This window comes from Polaribacter sp. Z022 (assembly GCF_023555495.1).
GTDB lineage: Bacteria > Bacteroidota > Bacteroidia > Flavobacteriales > Flavobacteriaceae > Polaribacter.
In genome coordinates this window covers 279473-304559 of record NZ_JALCZO010000002.1, presented here as the reverse complement: position 1 = coordinate 304559, position 25087 = coordinate 279473, and the positions used below count along the sequence as shown (strand labels likewise).

At 28.4% G+C, this 25087-nt stretch carries 25 protein-coding genes; 17 read left to right on the top strand and 8 right to left on the bottom strand.

The genetic code is table 11. The features are described from left to right. Positions 1-51: 51 nt before the first annotated feature. Both MPF13_RS05155 and MPF13_RS05150 read left to right on the top strand, forming a co-directional pair. Positions 52-375 (top strand): YbaB/EbfC family nucleoid-associated protein, encoded by a 324-nt coding sequence (locus MPF13_RS05155; protein ID WP_249981262.1) that lies wholly within the window; start codon positions 52-54, stop codon positions 373-375. 157 nt (positions 376-532) lie between these two features. After that, positions 533-3127 (top strand): AsmA family protein, encoded by a 2595-nt coding sequence (locus MPF13_RS05150; RefSeq protein WP_249981261.1) that lies wholly within the window; start codon positions 533-535, stop codon positions 3125-3127. Between the two features lie 60 nt (positions 3128-3187). On the opposite strand, the gene MPF13_RS05145 is transcribed toward MPF13_RS05150, so the two are convergent. From MPF13_RS05145 to MPF13_RS05135, 3 genes are all read right to left on the bottom strand, one after another. Beyond that, complete coding sequence (locus MPF13_RS05145) at positions 3188-3628, bottom strand: DUF5362 family protein (protein ID WP_249981260.1); 441 nt, start codon at positions 3626-3628, stop codon at positions 3188-3190. Positions 3629-3735: 107 nt separating this feature from the next. Further along, the gene (rocD, locus tag MPF13_RS05140) at positions 3736-4980 is read right to left on the bottom strand and encodes an ornithine--oxo-acid transaminase (RefSeq protein ID WP_249981259.1); all 1245 of its coding nucleotides are present in this window, start codon (positions 4978-4980) and stop codon (positions 3736-3738) included. Between the two features lie 140 nt (positions 4981-5120). Further along, the gene (locus MPF13_RS05135) at positions 5121-5495 is read right to left on the bottom strand and encodes a DUF6768 family protein (protein WP_249981258.1); all 375 of its coding nucleotides are present in this window, start codon (positions 5493-5495) and stop codon (positions 5121-5123) included. Between the two features lie 161 nt (positions 5496-5656). Between MPF13_RS05135 and rlmD the strand changes: the two genes are divergently transcribed. Continuing rightward, the gene (gene rlmD, locus MPF13_RS05130) at positions 5657-7111 is read left to right on the top strand and encodes a 23S rRNA (uracil(1939)-C(5))-methyltransferase RlmD (RefSeq protein WP_249981257.1); all 1455 of its coding nucleotides are present in this window, start codon (positions 5657-5659) and stop codon (positions 7109-7111) included. A gap of 1 nt (position 7112) precedes the next feature. Here the strand turns inward: rlmD and MPF13_RS05125 are convergent, their stop codons facing one another. Then, a complete protein-coding gene (locus MPF13_RS05125) occupies positions 7113-7424 on the bottom strand; it encodes a hypothetical protein (RefSeq protein WP_249981256.1) in 312 nt (103 codons plus the stop codon). Positions 7425-7459: 35 nt separating this feature from the next. Then, the gene (locus MPF13_RS05120) at positions 7460-7804 is read right to left on the bottom strand and encodes a hypothetical protein (protein ID WP_249981255.1); all 345 of its coding nucleotides are present in this window, start codon (positions 7802-7804) and stop codon (positions 7460-7462) included. Positions 7805-7947: 143 nt separating this feature from the next. Here MPF13_RS05120 and MPF13_RS05115 point away from each other — a divergent pair, with 143 nt between their 5' ends. The 11 genes from MPF13_RS05115 (at position 7948) to MPF13_RS05065 (ending at position 16035) form a co-directional block, all read left to right on the top strand. Further along, positions 7948-8244 (top strand): 4a-hydroxytetrahydrobiopterin dehydratase, encoded by a 297-nt coding sequence (locus tag MPF13_RS05115; RefSeq protein ID WP_249981254.1) that lies wholly within the window; start codon positions 7948-7950, stop codon positions 8242-8244. A 1-nt stretch (position 8245) separates the two neighbouring features. Next, positions 8246-8701 carry a DUF6452 family protein gene (locus MPF13_RS05110; protein WP_249981253.1) on the top strand — a complete coding sequence of 152 codons (456 nt, stop codon included), beginning with the start codon at positions 8246-8248 and terminating at the stop codon, positions 8699-8701. Continuing rightward, entirely contained in the window at positions 8682-9419 is a 738-nt protein-coding gene (locus MPF13_RS05105; protein ID WP_249981252.1) for a DUF6048 family protein, read from the top strand. Before MPF13_RS05110 ends, MPF13_RS05105 begins: the two co-directional genes overlap by 20 nt. 63 nt (positions 9420-9482) lie before the next feature. After that, on the top strand, positions 9483-10430 hold the full coding sequence (locus MPF13_RS05100; protein ID WP_249981251.1) for an isopenicillin N synthase family dioxygenase: 948 nt from the start codon (positions 9483-9485) through the stop codon (positions 10428-10430). A 214-nt stretch (positions 10431-10644) separates the two neighbouring features. Continuing rightward, a complete protein-coding gene (locus MPF13_RS05095; RefSeq protein ID WP_249981250.1) occupies positions 10645-10968 on the top strand; it encodes a translation initiation factor in 324 nt (107 codons plus the stop codon). Positions 10969-11009: 41 nt separating this feature from the next. Further along, on the top strand, positions 11010-11954 hold the full coding sequence (locus tag MPF13_RS05090; protein WP_249981249.1) for a DUF1835 domain-containing protein: 945 nt from the start codon (positions 11010-11012) through the stop codon (positions 11952-11954). Then, entirely contained in the window at positions 11955-12824 is an 870-nt protein-coding gene (locus tag MPF13_RS05085) for a nucleoside phosphorylase (protein ID WP_249981248.1), read from the top strand. Further along, positions 12825-13685 carry a substrate-binding domain-containing protein gene (locus MPF13_RS05080; protein WP_249981247.1) on the top strand — a complete coding sequence of 287 codons (861 nt, stop codon included), beginning with the start codon at positions 12825-12827 and terminating at the stop codon, positions 13683-13685. Positions 13686-13703: 18 nt separating this feature from the next. Further along, positions 13704-13844: a hypothetical protein gene (locus MPF13_RS05075; RefSeq protein ID WP_249981246.1), complete on the top strand. Its 141-nt coding sequence runs from the start codon at positions 13704-13706 to the stop codon at positions 13842-13844. 292 nt (positions 13845-14136) lie between these two features. Further along, on the top strand, positions 14137-15015 hold the full coding sequence (locus MPF13_RS05070) for a UDP-2,3-diacylglucosamine diphosphatase (protein ID WP_249981245.1): 879 nt from the start codon (positions 14137-14139) through the stop codon (positions 15013-15015). Between the two features lie 6 nt (positions 15016-15021). Beyond that, positions 15022-16035 carry a glycosyltransferase family protein gene (locus MPF13_RS05065; protein WP_249981244.1) on the top strand — a complete coding sequence of 338 codons (1014 nt, stop codon included), beginning with the start codon at positions 15022-15024 and terminating at the stop codon, positions 16033-16035. On the opposite strand, the gene MPF13_RS05060 is transcribed toward MPF13_RS05065, so the two are convergent. Continuing rightward, positions 16019-16684, bottom strand: a complete 666-nt coding sequence (locus MPF13_RS05060) for a uracil-DNA glycosylase (RefSeq protein ID WP_249981243.1) — start codon at positions 16682-16684, stop codon at positions 16019-16021. The two genes, MPF13_RS05065 and MPF13_RS05060, sit on opposite strands and share 17 nt — an antisense overlap. A 36-nt stretch (positions 16685-16720) precedes the next feature. On the opposite strand from MPF13_RS05060, the gene MPF13_RS05055 reads away from it, so the two are divergent. From MPF13_RS05055 to MPF13_RS05045, 3 genes are all read left to right on the top strand, one after another. Further along, positions 16721-18928, top strand: coding sequence for an endonuclease MutS2 (locus tag MPF13_RS05055; protein ID WP_249981242.1), 2208 nt, complete (start codon positions 16721-16723; stop codon positions 18926-18928). Between the two features lie 105 nt (positions 18929-19033). Continuing rightward, a complete protein-coding gene (locus MPF13_RS05050; protein WP_249981241.1) occupies positions 19034-21007 on the top strand; it encodes a hypothetical protein in 1974 nt (657 codons plus the stop codon). Continuing rightward, entirely contained in the window at positions 20973-21434 is a 462-nt protein-coding gene (locus tag MPF13_RS05045) for a helix-turn-helix domain-containing protein (protein WP_249981240.1), read from the top strand. The genes MPF13_RS05050 and MPF13_RS05045 overlap by 35 nt, the downstream gene beginning before the upstream one ends. On the opposite strand, the gene MPF13_RS05040 is transcribed toward MPF13_RS05045, so the two are convergent. Together MPF13_RS05040 and MPF13_RS05035 are read right to left on the bottom strand one after the other, a co-directional pair. After that, positions 21409-24474, bottom strand: coding sequence for a type IV secretory system conjugative DNA transfer family protein (locus MPF13_RS05040; RefSeq protein ID WP_249981239.1), 3066 nt, complete (start codon positions 24472-24474; stop codon positions 21409-21411). The genes MPF13_RS05045 and MPF13_RS05040 overlap by 26 nt on opposite strands. 4 nt (positions 24475-24478) lie before the next feature. After that, on the bottom strand, positions 24479-25063 hold the full coding sequence (locus MPF13_RS05035) for a hypothetical protein (RefSeq protein WP_249981238.1): 585 nt from the start codon (positions 25061-25063) through the stop codon (positions 24479-24481). Positions 25064-25087 lie beyond the last annotated feature (24 nt).

Here is a 25087-nt window from a genome sequence, read left to right as displayed (position 1 = left end):
TTAATTTCTATATAAAACACTAAATTTGCAAAAAATTAAAAAGACAAAATTATGTTTGGAGACTTATCTGGAATGATGAATAAATTAAAAGATGCACAACAAAAAGTTGAAGCAACTAAAGTTAGATTAAATTCTGTTTTGGTTGATGAAGCATCTACAGATGGAAAACTAAAAATAACACTTACAGCTAACAGAGAAATTAAAGCTATTTCTATTGACGAGTCTTTACTTGCTGATGCTGAAGAACTAGAAGATTACTTAATAATAGCCCTAAATAAAGCTATAGAAAAAGCAACTAAAATTAATGAAGTAGAAATGGCTGCTGCTGCCAAAGATGGAATGCCAAATATACCAGGAATGGATATGTTTAAATAATATTATTTAACATAAAACACATATTAAACACGGTAAATTCTTTAGATTTTACTGTGTTTTTTTTTATAGAATATTCTAACTTATTTAACGTTCTATAAACATTACAAAATATATAGATATTATATTTTTGCAAGCACATTAAATCAAGAAAACATCAATGATAAATTCCGAGAAAAAGAAAAAACCTATAGGCAAAAAAATCTTAAAATGGTTTTCTGTAATTGCCATTATTCTTGTAATTATATTGGTTTCAATTCCATATTTATTTAAAGATAAAATTGTACAAATGGTTAGCAACACCATTAATAATAATGTACATGCTAATGTTACTTTTAAAGATGCAGATTTAAGTTTACTTAAGAGCTTTCCTCTAGTAAGCTTAACCGTTAAAGATTTAGCTATTGCTAATAAATCTCCTTTTGTTGGAGATACATTATTTAATGCACAAACGTTGAGTTTAGACATGAAAATAATGGAACTTTTTAAAAAAGAAAATGAACCAATTTCTATAAAAAGTATTACCTCTAACAACGGAAATATCAATATTATTTTCGACAAAAAAGGAAATGGAAATTTTGACATTGCTAAAGAAAATAATGAAAAAACAAACACAACTTCAGATAGTTCTTTTTCTTTAAATATTGATGAATATTCTTTAGAAAACATCAACTTTTATTACATTGATAGAAGTACAAATACAAAGCTTAGTTTATCTAAAATTAATCATATTGGAAAAGGAAATTTAGCTGAAGATGTTTTTAACCTTGATACTAAAACAACTGCAGTTTTATCTTTTGATTTAGACAAAACCAACTACATTAATAATGTAAATATCTCTTTAGATGCTGTATTAGGAATCGATTTAAAAAACAGCAAATACACTTTTAAAGAAAACACAGGTTTTATTAACCAATTACCTTTAAAATTTAATGGCTTTATTCAATTAGTTGATGAAAATCAATTCTATAATCTTAGTTTTAAAACGCCAACTTCATCTTTTAAAAATGCGTTGGCTTTATTACCAAAACAGTATGCAGGAAATTTAAACACTATTAAAACTGAAGGGAATTTTGAAATTAATGGAAACGTAAAAGGAACTTTATCCGAAAACACAATTCCTGCTTTTGATATTAATATTGCATCAAAAAACGCACTTTTTAAGTATGCAGACTTACCAAAATCTGTAAAAAATATTAATATCAATTCTAAAATAATTAATAAAACAGGTTCTGTAAAAGACACCTATATTTCTATTAATAAATTAAACTTTAAAATTGATGAAGACCAATTTTCTGCAAACGGAAGTATCAAAAATATTACTACAAATCCTAATATAAATATAGCTGCTAAAGGAACTATTAATTTAGCCAATATTGGTAAAGTATATCCTGCTTCATTAAAAAAAGAATTGGCAGGAATTTTAAACGCAAATATTTCAACAAATTTTGATATGAATTCTGTTGAAAAAGGAAATTATGAAAAAATTAAAAACTCTGGAAAAATTTCTATGAGTAATTTTAAATACGAAGGTAATGATGTTGCTAACCCATTTTTTATAGATAAAACATCGGTTTCGTTTAACTCTAACTCTATTAAACTAAATGAGTTTGAAGCAAAAACAGGAACTTCAGACCTTTCTATAAAAGGAAATCTAAATAATTTCTATGGATTCATTTTTAAAGACGAAGTTTTAAAAGGAAATTTTAATTTAAGTTCTAACAATTTAATTGTTGCCGATTTTGTGGATGCAGAAAGCTCATCAAAAGAAGAAAACACAACAACTTCTTCATTAAAAATTCCATCTTTTTTAGATGTAAAATTAAATGCAAATGCTAAAAAAGTAGTTTATGACAACATTAATCTAACCAACGTTTCTGGAGATCTTTTTATTAAAAACGAAACTGTAGAGTTGCAAGATTTAAAGTCGGATATTTTTGGAGGTAATATTGCTTTAAACGGAACCATAAACACACAAGAAACTACCTCTAAATTTAAAATGGATTTAGACTTACAACAATTAAATATTGGCGATTCTTTTAGCACTTTAGACATGTTAAAATCTATTGCTCCTATTGCAAAAACTGTTGATGGAAAAATAAATTCTAAAATTACACTTTCTGGTTTTTTAAATGAAGATATGACACCAGATTTAAAAACTATTTCTGGTAATTTATTCGGAAAATTATTAAAACCAAAACTTAATAGCAATAACTCTAAAGTACTTTCTTTATTAGATAATAAAGTCGATTTTTTAAACATTGACAATTTAAATTTAGATGGAATTAATGGTGTTTTTTCTTTTAATAAAGGCTTGGTTACTGTAAAACCAATACCCTTAACTTACAAAGACATTAAAATGGAAATTGGTGGTACCCATGGTTTTGACCAGTCTATGAATTATGATATTATTTTTGATGTACCTGTAAAATATTTAGGTTCTGAAGTAACCAATTTAATATCTAAATTAACTCCTAAAGATGCTGCTTCAATAAAAAGTATTCCAGTAAAAGGAACCTTAAAAGGAAGCTTTACAAATCCTAATTTTTCTTCTAACCTTAAAGATGCTACAAGTACATTAATTAAAGATTTGGTAGCGAAACAGAAAGCAAATTTATTAAATCAAGGAAAAGATAAATTATTAGATTTAATTGGAAACAAAACCACTAAAAAAGACACAACAAAACAAAATAATACTACTAATAAAGTAAAAGATGTTTTAGGTGGTTTATTTGGCAAAAAAAAGAAAAACTAAATAATGTAAAATAAAAAAGGGAAGCAGTAAGCTTCCCTTTTTTATTACTTATACTTAAAATTATAATGCTCCAAAAGCAGAAACTATAAATAATAATACATAAAGAGATATTGTGATAATTGTAAATACTCCTAAAAACTTATAATGAGATTTTATCATCTCAAAAGCTTTGGCTAAAGTTTCATCATTTTTAGATGTTAATGCTTTTTTCATTTTTACAGAAAACTGTAATAAATAATAAACAGGAAAAAAATAAATTATTGCTAAAACCAAGTAAACTATAGTCATTGTTAAACCTAAATATTCAGGAACCCCAGGTTGCATTTTTGCTGCCATATCAAAAATTGTAGTTGCAAACATTGCAAAAACCAACATTAAACCAATTAATATAAAACCAATAATAGCTAAGAATTTTGCCCATCTTGCAGTTTCTCTTAAAAAATTTTTAGAAGCCTTTGTTAATGTTAATTGTTCTAATTGTGTAATAGGATTATCTTTCATAATAAAAATCTAACGTTTTGGTTTACATCAAAAATAAGCAAAAAAAAGAAGCCACAAAATCGCGAAATTAAATTCGGAAATTGTGGCTTCAAAAAAAATTAATATCGTTATTTTTTATACTCAGATATAGTTTTTGTAATTATAGAAATACAATCCATTAATTGTTCTTCATTCATTACCAAAGGTGGTGCAAAACGAATAATATTTCCATGAGTAGGTTTTGCTAACAAACCATTGTCTCTTAACTGTAAACAAATATTCCAAGCAGTATCACTATCTTCATCATCATTAATAACTATTGCATTTAACAACCCTTTACCTCTAACCTGGTTAACCAAATCAGAAGTTTCTATAAACTTATTTAATTCTTCTCTAAAAATCTTACCTAAACGTTCTGCATTTTCAGTAAGTTTTTCATCTTTAACAACAGTTAATGCTGCAATTGCAACAGCTGCTGCTACAGGGTTACCACCAAAAGTACTTCCATGGTTTCCAGGTCTAATTACATTCATTATTTCGTTATCTGCTAATACTGCAGAAACTGGATACACACCTCCACTTAAAGCTTTTCCTAAAATTAAAATATCTGGTTTTACTTCTTCATGATCTACAGCTAACATACAACCAGTTCTTGCAATACCTGTTTGTACTTCGTCTGCAATAAATAATACATTGTATTTTTTACACAAGGCTTTTGCTTTTGCTAAATACCCTTCACTTGGTACATAAACTCCAGCTTCTCCTTGTATTGGCTCTACCAAGAAACCTGCAATTTCAGATGAACTCTCTAAAGTTTCTTCTAAAGCAACTAGATTATCGTATTCAATTTTAATAAATCCATCTGTAAAAGGTCCAAAGTTTTTACGAGCAACTGGGTCGTTAGAAAACGAAACTATGGTTGTTGTTCTTCCATGAAAATTATTTTTACAAACTATTATTTTTGCTTTGTTTGTATCTATACCTTTTACTTCATAAGCCCATTTTCTACAAACTTTTAATGCAGTTTCTACTGCTTCTGCACCAGTATTTATTGGCAATACTTTATCAAAACCAAAATAATTGGTAATAAATTTTTCGTACTTACCTAGCATATCATTGTAAAATGCTCTAGAAGTTAGTGTAAGTGTTTGAGCTTGCTTATTCATTGCTTCCACTATTTTTGGGTGACAATGCCCTTGATTTACAGATGAATATGCTGATAAAAAATCATAATATTTTTTACCTTCTAAATCCCATACATGCACACCTTCACCTCTACTTAATACTACTGGAAGTGGATGATAATTTTGCGCTCCATACTTGTTTTCTAATGCCATCGCTTCTTGCGATGAAATGTGGTCTAAAACAGCCATTTTTATTGTTTTAAATTTATAAAATAACCATTCCTATTCTACCTTTATCCTTTCGAAAAGAAAAATCGAAAATTCAGCGTGGGAAAGAAATCATCCCCGAAGTTGCGCAAAAATAGTAAAATAATAATTGAACTAAAAAACTATTTAGATCTTGATGACAATAGCAATTCTAATCGCTTTATTTCTCTTAACAAGTTGTTATTATGCATTTGCATCCAAGAATATAATTTCATCATTACCATAAATATAACACATAGTAAACAAGCTCCTCCCCATTTTATTAATGCTACTAACTCTGTTGCATTTATAAAATTATTTATAGAATAAATTAACAGCATTAAAACAATTAAACTAAAAATCATCATAATTGTCATAACCCATTTTTGTTTACCTGTAAACAAGTTTAACATCTGAACAAAAATGTTTTTTTCTTCTAATTCTGCATATATTTTAGCTGTTTCTTTATCAAGTTTTCCTTTTATAAATTCATCTGAATTATCCATAAAGTTTTTCATAATACAAAAATTAAAATTTAATTCTACTAACATAAAACTCAAATAAAACCTATTTAAAAAGTCATATTTTCGTTCCTTTTAAAGATAATCAAAATATTACTTTTATTTCATTATTTTAGTCATCATTTTAGCTAATTTTGCAACCCAATAAACCAATTAGAATGCCACGTAGAGAACGAAATAAGTTTGTAAAAAAGAATCAAGTTTTAGAATTAAAAATTGAAGATTACGCCTTTGGCGGAAAAGGAATTGCAAGAATACATTCTGAAGAAGGTAGTTTTGTTGTTTTTATTCCAAATACGTTACCTGGGCAATTGGTTAAAGCACAAATTAGCAAGTCTAGTAAAAAATATGCTGAAGCTAAATTAATTGATGTTTTAGAGCACTCTACAGACGAAGTTGAAGTTCCTTATCAAGATATTCCTGGGGCTCCTTACATTCAATTACCTATTCATTTACAACATCAATATAAAAAAGAAAGCACTTTATCTTTATTTAAAAGAATTGGTAAAGTAGAAAACATTGAAGATTTATTTGATGAATTTATAGCATCACCAAACGTATTTCATTATAGAAACAAAATGGAATATGGTTTCTCTGCCATTGGTTATGATAGAATTAATAAAACCGATAAAGATGAGTTTACTTTAGGTTTTAAAAGACGTGGAGTTTGGTGGATGGGAGATAATTTAGAAAAAGATTCTGGTTTGTTTGATAAGCAAATGGAAGACAATCTAAAAAATATTCGTCAATATTGTAAAGATACAGGTTTACAACCTTGGCATGGACCAAGAAAAGAAGGTTTTTTTAGATATTTTGTAGTTAGAAAATCTTATAAAACAGACGAATTACTTTGTAATTTAGTAACTACATCTCCTGATTTAGAAAAATTTGATTTAAACAAATTTGCATCATTTTTAAAAGATATTTTTGGAGATAGGTTAGCAGGTTTATTACATACAATTAATGATGAAACTGGAGACAGAACTATTGCAACTGCAGGAAGTTTAGATCTAGTTTATGGTAAAGACAAAATTGTAGAAGAATTGTTAGGATTGAATTTTGAAATCAGTATGAAAAGTTTTTTTCAAACAAACCCAAAATGTGCCGAAAAACTATATTCTAAAGTAGTAGATTATGTTTTAGAAGATAAATCTAAAGTAGATAATACTGTAGTTATGGATTTATTTTGTGGAACAGGAACAATTGGTCAAATCGTAGCTTCTAGAAGTGAAAACGCAAAAATTGTTGGAGTAGATATTGTTGCTTCTGCAATTGCAGACGCTCAAAAAAATGCAAAAAGAAATAATATTGATGGTTTAAAATTTTATGCTGCAGATGTTGGTAAATTTTTATTTGCACATCCAGAGTATAAAAACAAAATTAAAACCATAATTCTAGATCCTGCAAGAGCAGGAATTGCACCAAAAACATTGAAAAAAATTATTGATTTAAATGCTGACAGAATGATCTATGTCTCTTGTAACCCTGCAACTCAGGCTAGAGATACAGAGTTATTAAGAGAAGCTGGTTATCTAATTAAAAAAATTAGTTTAGTAGATCAATTTCCACACACGAGTCATATAGAAACTGTGGTTTTGTTTGAAAGAAAATAAATTAGTGCCAATTACTGCAATAAACTGAAAACTTATATTTTGCTCCAGAATAGGGACTAGTATCGTAATAAGTAATATACTTTCCTCTATTTATATATTCTCTTTGTTTATTCTGGGCCCATCTTCTTTCTGATGTTGCCACATTTTTACCTTTTCTATTTACAACGATAATAGTTCCTGACTCATATTTACCTTCTCTCGAATTATAAGCATAAGTTGTAACAACATTTCGAGAACATTTACCTCCCATTCCAGTATTAGTTGATGACAAAGCACTTAATAATTCAGCACAACTTGTAAAAGTCAATGACATCAATAATATATAAATTTTAATCTTTTTCATTTTGTTTAATTAAAGGTAAAATCTATACATTCTTCCCCCAAAGACACACTTCCAGAAGCTAGTTCATCTCCATTAAAATTTTTCACCACATAATTCATTGAAGAAGCTGTACTATAAAAAGTAGCTAAAGCAATGTAATCTCCTCCATCACAAGCATTAATATTCCCTGCTTTATAAAGACTTTTAGTTACTCCATCTACAGTAATTTTTGCTACAGATACATCACTAGATTCATCAATATGAAAATGAACATAAGATCCTGAACTAACATCTTCTAAAAGTTCGCAGCTTGAAAAAAAAGTTGCTGTTAAAAATAAAAAAGCAACAAAAAGTTTTTTAAATAGTTTCATAATTATATTTGTTTAAGTTTAATATTGTAAAATTAAGTAGCTATTTCATTTTTTTTATCCCTACAAATAAGGATATTTAGAATATTTTAATTGTGTGTACGTTACATTATAATTACTTTTGATCACTAATATTTTTTGTTTCAATGAAAAAACTCACAGATTTCGAAATCAATAAAAAACTAGAATCTCTTCAAGATTGGGATTTTTATGATAATGCTTTACATACAGATTTTGAGTTCGATAATTTTAAAGATTGTATGTCTGCAATGAACAGAATTGCTTTTGAATGTGAAGCATTAAATCATCATCCAGAATGGACAAACATTTACAATGTTTTAGAAATAAAACTAACTACTCATGATGCAGAAGGCGTTACAGAATTAGATTTTAAATTAGCAAAAGCAATTAATGTAATTGTAGAAGTTGAAGAAGAAGATTAGTATGAAAAAAACATTGTTATTTATCGGAATAATTCTATTCGCTATTACTTCTTGCGAAAAAGATGATTTCTGTTTACAAAATCCAGTAACTCCAAATTTAATTTTACGTTTTTACGATGACGTAGATAAAACAACTACAAAAAGTGTAACAAAATTATATGTTTGGGCAGATGGTAAAGACACTATTTTTAATGGTGTAAGTTCAGATTCTATTTACATTCCTTTAAATAGTTTAGCAACAGAAACTGTATACAAACTTTCTAATGGAACAGATGTAGAAACTTTTACTATAAATTATACAACAGAAGAAGAATACGTTTCTCGTTCTTGTGGTTATAGAGTTCTATTTAACGATGTTACTTTTACCTCAGATAACACTTGGTTTACAGAATTTACACCAGCTACTTTAACAACAATAGACAATCAAGATGCAGCACATGTTAAAATATATTATTAGTATTTGTTTACTATTTGTTTTTGTTGATGGATTTTCTCAAGAACAAAAAAAAGATACATTAATAAATGCTAAAAAAGATTCAACTGTATATAAAACCAATTATGGTTTAAGACTTGGTGTTGATATTAGTAAACCTATTTTAGCTCAATTTAACAGTTCTTATAGTGGATTTGAAATTGTAGGAGATTACAGAATAAATAAAAACTTTTATGTTGCAGCAGAAATTGGTTTTGAAGAAGAAACTACAGCAGAAGACTATACAAACTCAACTGCTAAAGGAAATTATATTCGTTTAGGATTCAATTTTAATGCTTATCAAAATTGGTTAGACATGAATAATGAAATCATTTTAGGATATCGTTATGGATTTAGCCTTTTTGAACAAACTTTAAATAGCTATACACCAAATGTTTCTAATGAAAATAATATTACAGATATTACTTCCGGAAACTATTTCCCTTCAAACATCAATACCACTGCTGTTACAGAAACTGGTTTAAATGCTCATTGGTCTGAAGTTGTAGTCGGTTTTAGAACAGAAACATTTAAAAACTTCTTCTTAACTTTTACAGGTTCGTATAAAATTTTAATGAGTGTAAAAGATCAAGAAAACTTTAAAACCTTATATGCTCCTGGTTTTAATAGAATTTTTGAAAGTAATACAGGTTTTGGATTTAACTATACAATTACCTATTTAATTCCCTTTAAGAAAAAGTAAGAATTCAGTTTTATTGAATTTTTATTAACTTTAGCAACTCTATTTTTTAAAATTTAAAAAATCATGAATAAAATACCTAGTGTAAATTTAGCAGACTTTCTATCTTCAGATGAAAGCAGAAAACAAAAATTTATAGACGAAATTGGTCATGCTTATGAAAACATTGGTTTTGTAGCTTTAAAAGGTCATTTTTTAGATGATCAATTAGTTAAAAATTTATATGAAGAAATTAAAAACTTTTTTGATTTACCTATAGAAATAAAAGAAAAATATGAAATTCCAGGAATTGGAGGTCAAAGAGGATATGTTTCTTTTGGTAAAGAATCTGCTAAAGGAAAAAAAGAAGGAGATTTAAAAGAGTTTTGGCACTTTGGTCAATATGTAGATAGAGACTCTAAATATGCAAACGAATATCCAGAAAATGTTACTGTTAATGAATTAGCAAAGTTTAATGAAGTTGGTAAAAAAACTTACCAAATGTTAGAAAAAACAGCAAAATATGTTTTACGTTCTTTAGCTTTACATTTAGGTTTAGAAGAAACATATTTTGATAATTATATTAAAAACGGTAATAGTATTTTACGTCCAATTCATTACCCTCCTATTGCTACTGAACCAAAAGGTGCAGAAAGAGCTGCAGCCCATGGAGACATTAATTTAATAACGTTATTAATGGGGGCTCAAGGAAAAGGGTTACAAGTTCAAAACCATGAAGGAGATTGGATTGATGCAATGGCTGCACCAGATGAATTAATGATAAATGTTGGAGACATGCTTTCACGCCATAGTAATAACAAATTAAAATCTACAATCCATAGAGTTGTTAACCCTCCAAAAGAAATGTGGGGTACTTCTCGTTATTCAATTCCGTTTTTTATGCACCCTGTTTCTGACATGAAATTAGATGTTTTAGAAAACTGTATTGATGATGAAAACCCAAAACAATTTGAAGATATTACTGCAGGAGAGTTTTTAGATGAGCGTTTAAGAGAGTTAGGATTGAAAAAGTAATCAGTTTACAGTACAAAACTGACTGATTACTACTACTGAAACTATTTTTAGAAGTAGCTGTTTCCTGCTTTTCACTATATCTTTTTTTAAGAAAAATAAAAAAAGGATGCCGTTTCAATCAGGGCTAAACTTAATTGCCAATAAATAGAATAATAAATAATTAAATTTTACAATTAGTTACTCACTGAGAACTGAATACTGCAAACTAAACAAAATGGATTTAAAAGATCAATTAAAAAACCTGTTTCCTGATCATGAAGAAACAGTAGAACCTGTAAAAGAAAAATCGAATATTTGGCTACAAGACGATCCTATTATTTGTAAGTATGAAAAAAGAAAAGGAAAGCCAATAACAATTTTAGAAGGATATACAGGTGCAACATCAGATTTTAAAATTTTAGCTAAAGAAATTAAAACAAAACTTTCTGTTGGAGGAAGTTTTAAAGATGATAAAATAATTATTCAAGGAGATTATAGAGATAAAATAATGACAATGTTAAAAGACAAAGGTTTTAAAGTAAAACGTGTTGGAGGATAAAACACAATAAGTTACTAAAAAAAATCGTTGTTTCATAATTAATGAACTCTTCAATTTTACATATTACTAATGGAGATAGCACTACAAACTATCTTAAAAAACTAAAGTTCTCTGGAGATATTATTACCTGGAGAGAAATGTTGTGTGAAGGAAAAACTACTGCAGATGTTGGTAGTGAGGTATTTTGGAAACATAGATTTAATTTTTTAAAAAACTCTTATAGTGTTAGCAAAAAGAAATTTATAGACTATACATTAAAAGAATATAGAAGCCTCTGTAATAAAAAAGAAAGCAATGAAATTGTGTTATGGTTTGAGCATGATTTGTTTTGTCAAATTAACATGCTTGCTGTTTTAAGCTGGTTAAAAAAACACAGAAAAAATCACCATATATCTTTAGTTTGTAGTGGCAAAATAAAAGGCTCTAAAAAACTAAAAGGTTTGCCTGAATTAACAGAGATTCAAATTAAGCAGCATTATAAAAATCGAATAGATTTATCTCAAGATGACATTGAATATGCAGATTATATTTGGCAATTATATTGTGCCAACAGCCCATTAAGATTAGAAGTTTTTTATAAACTTAACACCAAGTCTCCTTTTACTTATTTAGCATCAGCAATAGAAGCACATTTATTAAGATTTCCATCTATAAATAACGGTTTAAATCAAATTGAAAATTCAATTTTAAAAACAGCTAGCTCAAACACATTACAATCTAAAAATCAACTAATTGGCAAACTTCTTAAAAACCAAAAAACACATGGTTTTGGAGACATTCAATATGAGTTTAGCATCAATCAACTTAAAAGCTTATTTACCTCTTTTAACCCTGTAAAACTTTCTAAAAAAGGAGCTAAAATATTAGACAATCAAATGAATTTTTATAGTGAAATTCGCAATGAAAATTCGTATCTTGGGGGAGCAAAAAAATATAGTTTTCTATTTAACAATCAAACAGAAAAACTATTACAAATTACATCGTAAATGTCTATAAAACAATCTGAACTTATCTTAAATCCAGATGGTAGTGTTTATCATCTTAATTTAAGACCCGAACACATTGCCAAAAATATAATTTTTGTTGGCGATCAAGATAGAGTTGATAAAATATCTAAACACTTTGATACAATTGAATTTACAACTCAAAAACGTGAATTTAAAACTACAACAGGAACCTATAAAAACAAACAATTTTCTGTAATGTCTACTGGTATTGGTCCAGATAATATAGATATTGTTTTAAATGAATTAGATGCACTTGTTAATATAAATTTAGAAACCAGACAACCTAAAAAAGAGCTTACCTCTTTAAATATAGTAAGAATTGGTACTTCTGGTTCTTTACAAGCAGATATACCTGTTAACTCTTTTGTAATAGGATCTCATGGCTTAGATTTAAATGGAATGCTACACTCTTACCAAATAGATGAAATTTCTAATTTAGATATGGAGAATGCATTTCTAAAACATACAAATTGGAGCTCTAAAAAAGCGCATCCTATTATTGTTAACAATAGTAAAGAGTTAGAAAATAAATTAAAATCTAGTAAAACTTTTCAAGGTATTACAGCAACTGCTGGTGGTTTTTATGGACCTCAAGGAAGAATACTACGTTTAGCTATACAAGACAATGATTTAAACCATAAAATTGATAGTTTTAATTTTAATGGTAACAGAATTACCAATTTAGAAATGGAAACTTCTGCTATTTACGGTCTTTCTAAATTATTAGGACACAATGCTTGTTCTATTAACGCAATTATTGCAAATAGAGCAAATGGTACATTTAGCGAAAATCCTGGTAAAGCTGTAGCAGATTTAATTGAATATACATTAGAGAAACTAATTCAATAAATGACAAACATAAAAGTTGGTGGTGTACCAGAGCATTTTAATTATCCTTGGAAAGTTACTTTAAAAAATAACGAATACAAAAAACACAATATTAATTTAAGCTGGCAAGATTTTCCTGGTGGTACAGGACAAATGTGTAAAGCTTTAAGAAATGGAGATGTAGATATTGCAATTGTGTTAACAGAAGGTATAATAAAAGATATTGCTGCTGGTAATCCGTCTAAAATTGTTCAAACATTTGTAAAAACACCATTAATTTGGGGAATTCATGTTGGTGCTAATTCTACTTTTCAAAAAATTGAAGATTTAGAACACGCAACAATTGCCATAAGTAGGTTTGGTTCTGGATCGCATTTAATGGCTATTGTAAATGCTTACAACCAAGGTTGGGATGTTTCTAAATTGAAGTTTAAAGTAATTGGCAATTTACAGGGAGGCATAGATGCACTTACAAATGGTGAAGCAGATTATTTTATGTGGGAACACTTTACAACAAAACCTTTGGTAGACAATGGTACTTTTAGAAGAGTTGATGACTGCCCTACTCCTTGGCCATGTTTTGTTATTGCTGTAAGAAATGAAGTTTTACAAAACAATTTTAAAGAAGTTAAAAAGGTTTTAGATATTATTAATAAGGAAACTACAAACTTTAAAAAAACTAAAAAGTTAGATTCTACTTTAGCAGAAAATTACGAACAACAATTAGAAGACATTCAACAATGGTTAAAAATAACTGAATGGAATGATGGAAAACCAATAACTAAAAATTTAATTACTCGTATTCAAAATAAAATGGTAAAGTATAACGTTATTGAAGAGAAGAAAAATTCTGGCGAGTTCATAAAAAATATGTACATTTAACCTATAAAACCCTTAACAATGAAAAAAGTAGTATTTATTGCAGTTTGTATTTTAGGAATTCTTTGTTTTTCTTCTTGTAGAAGTACGTCTAAATCTTGTGGTTTAGCAAACAATACAACAACTTTTCAAACAACATTAAATCAGGTAGACTTCTCTTAAATCTACTTGATTCTTAATTTCAAATTCAATGAATCCGCTTTATAGCGGATTTTTTTTATTAAAAACCTATTAACCAACACATTAACTTTACATTTAATAAACCTTTTTATAAGATTTTTCTTACTTAGAGTTTATTTTAAGTTTACTATTACAAAACATTGTCTTTTTACTTTTGATTAAACCCAGAAGAAAGAGTATTGTTTAGTAACACATTTTCATTTATTACAATAAAACAAATTGCAGAGAAATTCTTTTTTTGCAAATATCAACTCTTCTCTCTCAATTTAAAGAAATGAAAAAGCAAAAAAAACGTAAGTTAGATTATGTTGTAATATCTGACGTACATCTAGGCACTTATGGTTGTAGAGCAAAAGAATTGTTAAGTTATTTAAAAACAATACAACCAAATGTTTTAATATTAAATGGTGATATTATTGATATTTGGCAATTTAACAAACGTTATTTCCCAAAATCTCATATGAGCGTAATTAAACATATAACTGGTCTTTTATCTAAAGGAACAGAGGTATATTATATTACTGGAAATCATGATGAAATGTTACGAAAATTCAAAGGTTTTCAGCTTGGTAATTTTAAAATATTAAATAAGCTTATTATAAATTTAGATGGTAAAAAAGCATGGATATTTCATGGTGACGTTTTTGATGTTACTATGCAACACTCTAAATGGTTAGCAAAATTAGGTGGCAAAGGTTACGATTTATTAATTCTAATAAACACATTTATTAACTGGATAAGTAGCTTATTTGGTAAAGGAAAATTATCACTTTCTAAAAAAATTAAAAACAGCGTAAAAAGTGCTGTAAAATTCATAAATAATTTTGAATTAATAGCATCTGACATCGCTATTGAAAATAATTACGACTATGTAATTTGCGGACATATTCATCAACCAGAAATAAGAGAAATAGAAAATAACAAAGGAAAAACGGTTTATTTAAATTCTGGAGATTGGATTGAAAATTTAACATCCTTAGAATACAGCAACAAAAAATGGCGTTTATACGAATACTCAAAAGATAAGCTTGCTCAAAAAAATGAAGAACATCAGAAGAAACAAAAATCAAATTCATTAAAAAAAGAAGATACAACCAATTTCATTTTTGATGAATTATTAAAAGAATTTGACATTCAAAAACCTTTAAAATAACTGAATATGAAAATATTATATGCTTTTCAAGGTACAGGAAATGGCCATTTAACAAGAGCTAAAGAAGTAATACCTATATTACAACAAAAAGGTAATTTAGATATTTTAATTAGTGGAAATGAAAATAGTTTAGATTTAGATTTTGAAATAAAATATAAGTTACATGGATTAAATTTTACTTTTGGCAAAAAAGGAGGAATTGATTTTTTAGAAAGTTTTAAAAAAATGAATCTTTCATTATTTTATAAAGAAATAAAAAAACTACCAATAAAAGATTATGATTTAGTTATAAACGATTTTGAACCTGTTTCTGCTTGGGCAGCCAAACTAAATAATATTAATATTCTTTCTTTAAGTCATCAAAATGCTGTTTTAGATGAAGCGTCACCAAAATATGGGAAATACAAATTTGAAAAAATTATTTTAAAATATTATGCACCATCAAACAATCGTTTTGGCTTTCATTTTAAAAACTACAGTTCAAATACTTTTTCACCTATAATCAGAAAAAAAATAAGAACAACAAAAATAAGTAATAAAGGACATATTACTGTTTATTTACCATCTTACAACATTAATAAAATTGTAAAAGTACTTTCTCAAATTCCGATAGTAAAATGGCATATTTTTTCTAAAGAAGCTAAAAATTTAATGTTTAAAAAGAATATAACCATCTACCCTATCAATGAATTCGATTTTATAAAAAGCATATCTTCTTCAAATGGAGTTCTTTGTGGAGCAGGTTTTGAAACTCCTGCAGAAGCTTTATTTCTAAAAAAGAAATTAATGGTAATTCCCATGAAAAATCAATATGAACAGCAATGTAATGCTTTAGCGTTAAAAGAAATGGGAGTTTCTGTAATAAAAAAACTAAGTAAAAAAAACGTTTTTAAAATTTCTAAATGGATTCTTTCAGATAAAAAAATAGAAGTTAATTACCCAGATACTACTGAAGATATTATAGAAGCTTTAATTTTACCATATTACAATCAAACAGTTGTATCTACCATTCTATTTTAGGTTTTTGTAAGCTAGTTAAAAATTTATTGGTTTTAGAAAAATGTTTATTTCCAAACCAATAACCTCTATTAGCACTTAAAGGAGAAGGATGACCAGACTCTAAAATAAAATGCTTTTTTTTATTAATTAGTTTTGCTTTCTTTTTAGCAAAACCTCCCCAAAGTAAAAAAACAACATCTTTTTTTTGATGAGATATATGTTTTATAACCTCATCTGTAAACGTTTCCCAACCTTTCTTTTGATGACTTCCAGCCTCATGAGCTCTTACTGTTAATGTTGCATTTAACAATAAAACCCCTTGTTTAGCCCACTTTTCTAAATTGCCACTTTGTGGTATTTCTTTATTTAAATCCGTAGATATTTCTTTAAAAATATTAATTAATGAAGGTGGATGTTTAACTCCATCTTTTACAGAAAAACACAATCCGTTAGCTTGCCCTGTATCATGATAAGGATCTTGTCCTATAATTACTACTTTTAAACTTTCTAAATCACAATAATTAAAGGCAGCAAAAACTTCTTCTTTTAGAGGAAAACAAGTATTATTCGCATATTCATTATCAACAAATTTTAATAATTCTTTAAAATAAGGTTTATCAAATTCATCTTGTAAAATATTTTTCCAATCAGAATTAATTTTTACTTGCATACTTTAGTATTTTTGCTAAAAATCAAAGATACTATTTTGAACAAAAGTATATCAAATAAAACATTACAAGATTTAGAATTTACAACAGTTTTACAACATGTTGTAGAATTTTGTATTTCAGGTTTAGGAAAAGAAAAAGCATTAGAAATTCAACCAATTCACAATAAAAAAACTCTTTTTAAAGAATTAAACTTGGTTAATGAATACGTTTCTTCTCTTGAAAGTGAAAATAGAGTTCCAAATCATGGTTTCGATAATATTACAGAAAGTGTAAAACGATTGGCTATAGAAAATAGTTTTATTGAAACGGATGCTTTTTTAAAAATAGCAACAACATCTTTAACAGTTAATGAATTAATTAAATTTTTTAAAAAATTTAAAGTCCAGTTTCCAACTTTTTTTGAACTTTCTCAAGAAATTGAGTTTACCACTTTTATTGATGATGAAATAAAGAAAATTATTGATATCTCTGGCGAAGTTAAAAACAACGCTTCTCCTGTTTTAAAGCAAATTAGAAAAGATATTAATAATGTTAGAGGAAAAATTGGCGCTAGTTTTTCTAGTGCATTATCTAAAGCAATTTCATCGGGATATTTAGACGATATAAAAGAAACTGTAGTAGACAATCAAAGAGTTTTAGCAGTTTCTGCAATGCATAGAAAAAAGGTTGCAGGTAGCTTATTAGGTTCTTCTAAATCTGGTAATATAGTATATATTGCTCCTCAAGCAACATTATCTTATGCTAGAGAATTTCAAAACTTATTGTATGATGAAAAACAAGAAATTGTAAAAATTCTACGTAATTTATCTGAAACAATAAGACCCTCTGTTTATTTATTAGAAGATTATATTTCATTCTTAATTCATACAGATGTTATTGGTGCAAAAGCTAAATATGCACAAGAAATTAACGCTATTTTACCAAAAATATCTAGAGAGAAAAAAATCTATTTTAAAAACGCTTATCATCCTATTCTTTGGAGAAAAAATAAGCAGCAAAATTTAAAAACAGTTGCTCAAACAATCAACCTTAATGAGCAACAACAAATCATCGTTATTTCTGGTCCAAATGCTGGTGGAAAAAGTATCACTTTAAAAACTATTGGTTTACTTCAACTTATGTTACAAAGTGGAATTTTAATCCCTGTAGATGAGCGAAGTCAAACTTATATTTTCGATACTATTCTAACTGACATAGGAGACAATCAATCTATTGAAAACCAATTAAGCACATATAGCTATCGTTTAAAAAACATGCGTTACTTTTTAAGAAAATGTAATGATAAAACTTTATTTTTAATCGATGAATTTGGTACAGGGTCAGATCCTGAATTAGGTGGTGCTTTAGCAGAAATTTTTTTAGAAGAGTTTTACCATAAAAAAGCATTCGGAATTATAACTACACATTACTCTAATTTAAAAGTTTTAGCAAATGAATTAGAAAACGTTACCAATGCAAATATGCAATTTGACGAACGTTCTTTAGAGCCACTTTATAAACTCTTTATTGGGCAAGCAGGTAGTTCATTTACCTTTGAAGTTGCTCAGAAAAATGGCATTCCATTTAGTTTAATTAACAAAGCAAAAAAGAGAGTAGAAACAGAAAAAGTACGTTTAGATAAAACAATTTCTAAACTACAAAAAGAAAGAAATAGACTTCAAAAAAATTCAGATAACTTAGAAAAACAAAAATCTAAAGGACAAGAACATTTAGACAACTTAAAAGAAAAAGAGCAAAAAGTACAAGATAAATTATCTGGTTTTCAAGAACTATATGATCAAAATCAAAAAATGCTTTCTTTAGGTAGAAAAACAAATGAACTACTTAATAAATACTTTCAAACTAATAATAAAAAAGAGTTAAATACTAACTTTAACAAATGGGTTGCAGATGAAAAGGTAAAACATATAAAGAAAAACCCTATTAAACCAAAAACCAAAGCTCAAAAACAAAAAGCTAAAGTACAAGAAAAAAAGGTTCAAGAAATTATAAAGAAGGTAGAAAAAGAAGTCTTAGAAAAGGTTGTAGAGGTAAGAAAAGTAAAAAAGATTGAAGCAGCTAAAATTGCAAAAGAAAAATCTTTGTATGTATATAAAGTTAATGATAAAGTAAGAATTATTGACTCAAATTCTGTTGGAACCATAGATAAAATAGACAAAAAAAATGTTACTATAAACTATGGTATTTTTACAACAAAAACTACTGTAAATAAATTAGAATTGGTTCAAAAAGCTAAAGATTAAAAAAGTCTAATTTCATTTAACCTTAAAACAAACATAACTGCATATCTTTTATGTTTGGCTATTATCTTGTATATTTGTTTATCCTCCTATATATACTAAACAATTATGAAAACAAATGTTTTAACAATATTTGAGTTTTTGAGTGTTCAAAAGTTAAAGTACAATTTTTTACAAATTGTGTTTTTAATCGCTCTTACGTTTATCAGTTTTAATAATATATATTCTCAAACAATTCCAGGTACAAATTCTTCAGCTACAACTTGTGGAGATTGTACACCAGATGATTGGTATGATTTTTTTGGCACACCAGATATTTCAAACTCTACAAAAGCTGGTGGACATGGTTATATTGGTGGACAAGCAACATGGGCTAACTTAGGTGCTGCTTTTACACTACCACCACCACCAATTGGTGGAACTACTTGGATAACAATGAAAGACCTTGGTGGTAATGGTACAGAAGAATCTGTAACAACTACTTTGGGTGATATTGAGCTCGGTAAAATTTATAGATTAACTCTCTATACAATGACTGCAGTTACTCTAGAGGATGGTGGAGCAGGTTTAAATGGAGCAAATAATGATGAGTATTATGGAGGTTCTTATAAAGATAAGTTCGATTACCAAATGGGTAAAAATGTAGGAACTCTTTATGATAAACAAGTTGTTTCTGGAGTTACTCAAAACAAATGGGGAATAACTTATTTTTATTTTATAGGAGATCCAGACAATATTGTTGACGGAAAAGGAACAATGGTTTTAAACGTTTTTCCAGGAGAATACTCAGCTTATGATGGTGGTGGTAGTAATTTAACTGTAGAAATACTTCACTTAGCAGTAGAATTAAATGCTGTTGAAGAATTAGATTCAGATGGAGATGGTGTTGCAGATTCAGATGATGTAGATGATGATAATGATGGAATTTTAGATGACGATGAGTTATTAGATTTAGTAGATGGTGTAACTATATATGATCCTTTAGGTGATGAAGATGGAGACAAACTACCAAACTATTTAGATGTTAGAGATGATGATGGTACAGGAGATTTTTCTGAAACAGATTATAATGATATTAATGGAGATGGAATTCCTGACGTTTTTGATTTTGATAACGATGGAATTCCTAATCATTTAGATTTAGATTCTGACAACGATGGTATTCCAGATAATATTGAAGCACAAGCAACAGATAGTTATATTGCACCAAGTGGAGCTGTTGGAGCTGGTTTTACAGATGTAGATGGTGATGGTTTAGATGATAATTACGATGGCACAGTTTCAGGAGGAACTCCTGGAACAGATATAACTGCTGTAAATTCTGACAGTGCAACTGTTTCTGATAATCCAGATTATTTAGATCTAGATTCAGATGAAGATGGAAAAACAGACACAGAAGAAGCCAATATTAACTTAACTTATAATTTTGGTACAAACGGATTAGACAATGCTTTTGATAATGGAGATGGTTATACAGATGTTAATGGTAATTACGATAACACACCTTTTGGAGAATTTCCAAACACAAGCGCTGTTGATTCTCCTGATGATGTAAACTGGAGAGATATAGCTACAGCATTAGATAAAGATACAGATGGTGATGGTATTCCAGATTCAGCAGATATTGATGATGATGATGATGGTATTTTAGATACTGAAGAATGTGGTACAACTGCAGAAGCAGCTGCAGCTGCATTTGGTATAGAAGCTCATTTAGGTCTTGGAGGTACAGAAGCAAATGCAATTACATCTAACAATTTATATGCAACCTTAAATGACGTAGATGATTTTTTAGTTATTGATTTAAACAACGATTCAGATGTTGCTGCAAACACAATTATAAAAATTGAATCTAGTGTAACAACTAACATTAATCATACAATGAGAATAGAAGAATCTGTAAATGGAACAGATTTTTTTAATCAAAAAATTTATACTTGGACTACAATAAATACAGATGAAGATAAAGAATATAGGCTAGAATCTGTTGCTAGGTATATTAGAATTACTTTAGAAGTAGAAGATGAAGGTTCATTAAGAATACTCAATGATACCCATTTGCAGTTTTACTCTAAAGGCTAAAATACCTAAAAAAACTACACCAAAAATAAAACCTAAAACTTTAGGAGAGTATATAAAGAGAGAGAGACAACAAAGAAAACTATCTCAAGCTAAAGCATCTAAATTCTTTGGAGTAAACGGTATGTGTTTATCCAGTTGGGAGATAAACAAAAAAACAATTCATCCAAAATATTTAGAATCTATAATTGAGTTTTTAGGTTTCATACCAAAGCTAACATCTAACTTCGATAAAATTGGGATGAGAACAAAATTATGGAGAAAACAGCATTTTGTTTCAATGGATGATTTTTTGAGAATGGTAAATATTCCAAAAGAAGAAATTCTAAAAATAGAACAAGCCAGGTATTGTAAGATTGATAAAAAAATAGAATTAAAAATCAATTCATTTTTGAATAGCAACACTACTTTTTCCGTATGGCATCCATAATAATATTGGTAATAGATTTTTGCTTATTTATATCACCATCTTCAGTTTTGTAATTTACTTTCACGCGATAGCCACAAACACGTTTCTCTTTAACTATTGAAGTTGGAGTCAGTGCATCCAAGTATAGAGATAATTCTTTGGAAGGGAAAAAGTGTATTTTGGAATGTAACTTTTTTGGAATAACGTTTAAGGATTGCTCTTTAATATTTTGTAGGTGTTTTTCGTCATCAGAAATCATATAGACTAAAGAATAATTGCTATCTATACATTTCAGAATATTTTGAACTTCATAATCTACAGTATTGGTTACTGAAATTTCAATAGCAATACGAATCTCGTCTTTTAATAACCCAACATCAACACGTCCACCATTAATAGACTTTTCTTCAAGAGTTGCTTTAAAACCTCGCTGTACTGCCATAGTACGAACAAAATACTGTAAAGAACGATGTTTACGCAGTATTTCCTGTTCGTCAGCTTGTTTGAGATAAACTTCCTTTTGTTTTTCAAAATTAGTGAATACCTTTTTCTCTTTTTTCGGAATTAGCTTCTCCTCTTCTTTTACAATTTTAGGGAGGGTTTTTATTGTAACATCTATTTTATCATCAGATGATTCTTCTGAGATTTTAGTAGAAATAGGTTCTTCTTTTACGTTGGAGGTTTTTGGTTTAGGCTTAGGTAATAAACTATCCAGCAATATTTTTATTTCAGAACGATTCTTGGTGTATTTGCTTCGTGTATTTTGAATGATAAAATCTTTAACCTCAGAATTTATTTGATTTGATAATTTTGATGTAGCAAGACTAAAATCATTTGTACTACTTCCAACACGCATAATTACTTCTCCAGTCCCTAAGCTTTGTAAATCATTTTGTTCAAAAAAAGAAAAACCAGTTTCTAATTTGCGTGCATCATTATCTCCCAATCTAAAACAGATTCGTGTAAAAGGATTTGAAATCACAGAATTCAATACTTTTTGTTCTTCAATTTGAGCGAGTTCTTGGTGTGCTAATACAAGCCCAACTCCATACTTACGAACTCCAGAAAGCATTGCTGTAATTGAAGGCGTTATAAAGTTCTGAAATTCATCCATATAAATATAAAACGGATGTCTTTTTTCTTTAGAGATTTGTTGTCTTGATAATGCTACTTGATTGAATTTAGAAATAAATAAAGAACCTAATAAATACGAATTATCTTCTCCGATAAGTCCTTGTGAAAGTTTCAATAAAACGATTTTCTTTTTTTCAATACATTCTTTAAAATCAATACCATTTTTTTGCGCCAACATATACCTAATAATCTTAGGGCGTAAAAAGGTATCAATTCTTGTTAATAAAGGAGCAATACCTTTTTTAACAAGCGGATATTCATTTTTCCAGTAATAATGAATGGAATTATCATCAATTTTTTCTAAAAAAGCATTTCTAAATTTCTCCTCAATTAAAAAACGTTTGAGTTCAATCAATGTTCCACCACAACTACTTTCTAAAAAAGCATTGATGGCATTGGATAATACAGCAGTCATATTATCTCCCCAAGCTGTGGCGTGACGTTTGAATGCAGAAACTAAATCCGAACTGAGTACTATCTTTTCCGCATCGGTTGTTGCGTGTAGTAGGTTAAATCCGATCGGAAATTCACTATCTGAAGGATCAATAATGACAACATCTTCTTTTCTATGACTTGGAATCCGAATTAATATATCTTCACAAATATCACCATGAGGATCAAAAAGAGCGATACCATTGCCTTTTTCAATATCATCCAAGACCATATTGGCAATCAATGTTGATTTTCCAACCCCAGTTGCACCGATAATATGAATATGTTTCAGGCGTTGCTCTTTGGTTAAATGAACGGAATATTCTTCTTGTTGATGCGAGTTAATACCGACATAACAACCATTAGTATTTTGAAAAACCATTTGAGATGCTTTTTTCGTCTTTCTATCATTAAAACCTAATTTAGAAGATACAATACTTTCGTTAGGATAATGAACTAATGAAACTAATTCATCCGTATTCAAGAGCATTCCTAATCTGTTGGTTTGTCGGTAAAACAGATTTTCTATGTGGTGTTGATATTCATATCCTTCATTAGATAATCCAATCAACCGATTAAACTCGGATTTTGAAAAAGTAGAAATGGTTCGTATTATTTCAGAAGCTAAATATTGAGTCCGTTCCTTGAAAAGTGATTGTGCAGCCAAACGTACCACAACCGCAAACAAGGGCTTAGAAACCTTGTTTTTAGCCAACTGAAGCATTTCTGGAGCATCAACAAAGAATGAATTTCCACTAGAGTCAGAAACTGCTTTGATCATACTTTTCGACCAAGGGTTTTCAACCCCTTTAAATAGAACCTGATAGACAATAACATCACCTTGTTGTAAGTTTTCAAGTGTTGCAAAAATACTTGCAAAAGTATCAACACTAAAATTTTGGGGAGTTTGAATAGATCGCATAGATTCTTCTTCCAAACCGAAATCACAAACTGCGATATCATCATAACCATTAAAAGGGAGATCCAAGGCATTTACTTCTTTAAATAAAATGGATGAAAAATAGGCTTTACAATGTGAGATTATTCTCATTTTATCATTTTCACTGCAAACAATCTGAATGGTAATCTTCTCAAAAGTGCCAATAATTTCAAAAGAAATAGAATTTTCAGAATAGCCAAGCATATTCAACAATTCAACAAACAATGTTTTATCAATATATGGACGTTTTGGAAAAGAAATTTCCAAACCAACCAATATAGGTTTTGAGAGTACTTCTTTTGGTAAAAAAAGTTTCTCTATTTCTTTTTTTTCTTCTTTAACCTTGGGTATAAAAAGTGCTGTTAGCTGCTTAAAATAAGATGGTGCTCTTCCATCATCATATTCTTGAGAGTTGGTTTGTAAATGTTGATGATGAGAAAAATGGGTAAATGGTGGTTCTATATCCACACAAAAAGGGAAGTGGTAATAACCACGTCCCTTATAATCAAATTCATAAAAATTAATTGTTGCCTGTTCTGCTAATGATAGCTTCATCCCATTATCGTTTGAAGATATCTTGTAGTGTAGGCTTTCGTTCTAGTTCGGATAAGACTCTTACACCTTGTGATTTAGTAATATCTTCAATTACCTTTAAAACAGCAGCTTGTGCATAGGTCATAAACATTGAGGCAGTATCTATTTTATAATAAGTTACAGGATATAGTTTTCTAGAAAGCCACCTTCCAACAAAAGGAATCTTTGAAATAATAAGTTGGGCAATAGAATTTTTATACAACAACCACCAAGAGATAAAAAATCCTTTTCCAAAAGGTGCCGCACAAATATCGTATTGATATTCTTTCCAAGTAGCTCTTAAATAGCTTCTTCTAGATGAAAATGCATTGCCTTCTTTTAGAGAAACTTGTTCAATTTCAATACGTTTTATCCCTTGGTTTTGCAATTCTTCTTTGAGTAATTTGTAAAATTCTTGCGTTGAAAAATTGAAATTATCAATTAAGGTATTCCACTTTGAATGATGGCTTTTGAATGTCGCACTAAAAATAGATTTAAAAATTAGGAATGCTAGTAATCCTTGGATTAAGTATGTCCCGTAGCGGGTTAGATAAAATAAAATGTCGTTCATAATTAGTCGTTTTATATTTACTAC